Origin of the sequence: Turicibacter sp. GALT-G1 (genome assembly GCF_025594995.1) — a bacterium.
Classification (GTDB): Bacteria; Bacillota_I; Bacilli_A; order MOL361; family Turicibacteraceae; genus Turicibacter; species Turicibacter bilis.
In genome coordinates this window covers 1-3117 of record NZ_JAMQUS010000117.1, presented here as the reverse complement: position 1 = coordinate 3117, position 3117 = coordinate 1, and the positions used below count along the sequence as shown (strand labels likewise).

Annotated in this window: 3 protein-coding genes; all 3 read left to right on the top strand. The window is 33.5% G+C overall.

Annotated features, from left to right (window positions below; all coding sequences use genetic code 11):
* Positions 1–252 precede the first annotated feature (252 nt).
* Genes ftsE through NEH74_RS13465 form a run of 3 tightly spaced genes read left to right on the top strand, consistent with a single transcriptional unit; the run spans position 253 to position 3073 of the window.
* Complete coding sequence (gene ftsE, locus NEH74_RS13475; protein WP_055275154.1) at positions 253–936, top strand: cell division ATP-binding protein FtsE; 684 nt, start codon at positions 253–255, stop codon at positions 934–936.
* Positions 923–1837, top strand: coding sequence for a permease-like cell division protein FtsX (ftsX, locus tag NEH74_RS13470; protein WP_055305653.1), 915 nt, complete (start codon positions 923–925; stop codon positions 1835–1837). Before ftsE ends, ftsX begins: the two co-directional genes overlap by 14 nt.
* 27 nt (positions 1838–1864) lie before the next feature.
* Entirely contained in the window at positions 1865–3073 is a 1209-nt protein-coding gene (locus NEH74_RS13465) for a murein hydrolase activator EnvC family protein (protein WP_055305654.1), read from the top strand.
* Positions 3074–3117: the final 44 nt, after the last annotated feature.

Below are 3117 nucleotides of genomic sequence, written 5' to 3'. Positions count from 1 at the left end.
AAATATTATAGAACCAAAAACTTTATAATGTGTAAAGAATGTAAAAAGTCATTAGTTTAAGGCTTTGATAGCCTGTTTTGTTCGACATTTTCTATTAATATAAAATTGATTATGCTAAAATGTTAATGAAAGATTATTGAAAAATATACATAAAAAATATTAGTATTTGTTGGCAATTGCCGGATTGAAAACGAAAGTATCTGGCAGATATGTTATAATGAGAAAAGACGTCTAGAGATAGGTGGGGAGATTATGATTGAGTTTACAAATGTCAGTAAAAAGTACGCAAATGGAGTTATTGGGCTTCATAATATAAATATTCAAATTGAGCCGGGAGAGTTCTTGTTCGTGATTGGGCCGAGTGGGGCAGGGAAATCATCATTTTTAAAAATGATTAATCGTCAAGAAAAATCTACGGGTGGTCAAATTATGGTTAAGGGACTTAATGTGAGTAAACTTAACCGCTTTAAAGTACCAAAGTTACGTCGTCAAATTGGTGTCGTATTCCAAGATTTTAAATTATTGCAGAAAATGACGGTTTATCAAAATGTTGCTTTTGCTTTAGAAGCCATTGGATTGCCGAGTAAAGAGGTTCGTGCAAAAGCAGTAGCAGCTATTGAATTAGTTGGATTAACGAATAAAATGCGTTTTTATCCTAATCAATTATCAGGGGGAGAACAGCAACGTGTGGCAATTGCCCGTGCCATTGCGAATAATCCAGATATTATTATTGCCGATGAGCCAACTGGAAACTTAGATCCAGAAAATTCAACTCAAATCGTTAATATTTTAAAGAAATTAAACGATGAAGGAAAAACGATTATTATGGCAACTCATGATCATGAGCTAATCTTTGAGCAAGATTGCCGTGTGATAACAATTGATCATGGAACAATTTTTAGTGATGAGGTGAAAGGTTACTATGAAACTAATTAGACAATTTTTCCGTTATATCCGAGACGGATTTAAAAATATTTGGAATAACTTATTCATGTCACTTTCATCAGTCATTACCTTAACCTTAACTTTAAGTTTATGTTCATTATTCGTATTATTTGCTCATAATACGAGTAATTTTACTGAGCAAGTAGAAAGTGAAATTAAAATTTTTGTTGAGTTCTCAAAAGAAGCAACACAAGAACAAATTGCTGCTGCAATTGATTTAATGAAATCGCAAGAGCACGTAGCAGATATTATTCATACGACAAAAGAAGAAGAGTATACGGATTTTATTAATCGTATTGGTGAAGATGATCCAGAGTTAGCTACTTTCTTTGAAAATACAAGTGATGAAAATCCGTTACGAGATTCAGTAGTTGTAGCTGCAGATGATGTGAAAAATGTGGATGAAGTGGCTAAAGTCGTTAAAGAGATTGATGGTGTTGATTATGTGGATTATGGTGAAGAATCATCGTTAGCAGCTTTTTCTAATATTACAAATATTATTCGTAAGTCATTCTCATGGATTGTTGTTATTTTATTAATCTTAGCTGTATTCTTAATCCAAAATACAATTAAATTAACTATTTATGCACGTAAAAATGAATTGAAAATTATGAAATTAGTTGGAGCATCAGTTTCACATGTTACAGTCCCATTCTTAATTGAAGGTTTCATTATTGGTATTTTAGGGGCTGTAGGTCCTATCTTATTTACGATTTATGGTTACCAATTTTTATATGAATTATTCGGAGGCGTTTTAGTTATTCCAATGCTTCAAATGACAGCACCGTTCCCAGCAGTTTATGAATTAGGTGTTTTAATAGGAATTCTATCAATTATTGTGAGTTTATTGGGAAGTTTCTTTGCAGTTATTAAATATTCATTAAAAATCTAATTCATTAAGGTAAGGGAGGGAATGAATATGTCAAAAAAGATTTTTACAATGTTAAGTTTGGCTCTAATGCTTAGCTTAATTCCAAAGTTTTCTTTTACGGTAGATGCCTCTACTACATGTTCGACTAAACAAGAGTGTAATGACATTATTAGTGAGGCGCAAAGTCAGATTTCTGATTTAAAAAGTAAAGAAGCCGCTGTTCAAAAAGAGATTGATATTGTAGAAGGGGATATGGGAACAACGATCCAAAAAATCTCTGAAACAGAAACTGCTATTTCTGAATTTGAAAAGAAAATATCAATTAAAGAAAATGAAATCAAAAATAGTGAAAATGAAATCAAAAAATTAGAAAATGATATTCAAGAGCTTAAAGAAGTTGTTGCAGAACGTATGCGTGTTTCACAACGCTTATCTCGAGGAAATACTATTTTGCAAGTCTTATCTGAATCAGATAGCATCGTTGATTTTATTCGTCGATTACGTGTTGTTAATCACTTTGCAGAAAGTGATGCAGAATCAATGGATGAGCTAAGTTTATTAGTCAGTCAACAACAAGCGATGCTGGCTACTTTAAAGGTTCAAAAGCAAGAACTTGCTGAGAATAAAGCTAGTTTAGAAGTAGAACGTGAGACTCTAACAGCTTATCAAGAAAAGTTAGAACAACAAAAACAAGAATTAGCAAAACAAATGCAACAATTAGAAAGTGAACGTTTATCGGCAGCTGAGATTATCGCTATTGCTGAAGAACAAAAGGAAATTTTAGAACAAACGCCACCTCCTCCTGTTTCAAGCGGAGGTTCATCTAGTAGCGGTGGTGTCATTAGTGGAAGTGGATTTATGATTCCATTAGCAACAGGATATGTGAGCTGTGAATTCATGTGTTATCCGAATCACACAGGAATTGACTTAGCAAACTATGGTGATACATCAACCCCTGTTTATGCTGCACAGGCTGGAACGGTTATTCGTGCAGGCTGGCATAGTGCGTATGGAAACCATGTTATGATTACACATAACGTTAATGGACAGATTTTGACAACGGTTTACGCACATATGCATTCAGCTCCATATGTATCTGTTGGTCAACAAGTATCAAGAGGAACACAGTTAGGTACAATGGGGAACACGGGTAATTCTTTTGGAGCTCATTTACATTTTGAGGTTTATGAAGGATACTATAATTATCCATACGCTGTTAATCCAAGAAACTATATCAGTTTCCCATCATCATGGTAGTAGAAAAAAGACATGTTATGACATGTCTTTTTTATGTGCGCCCG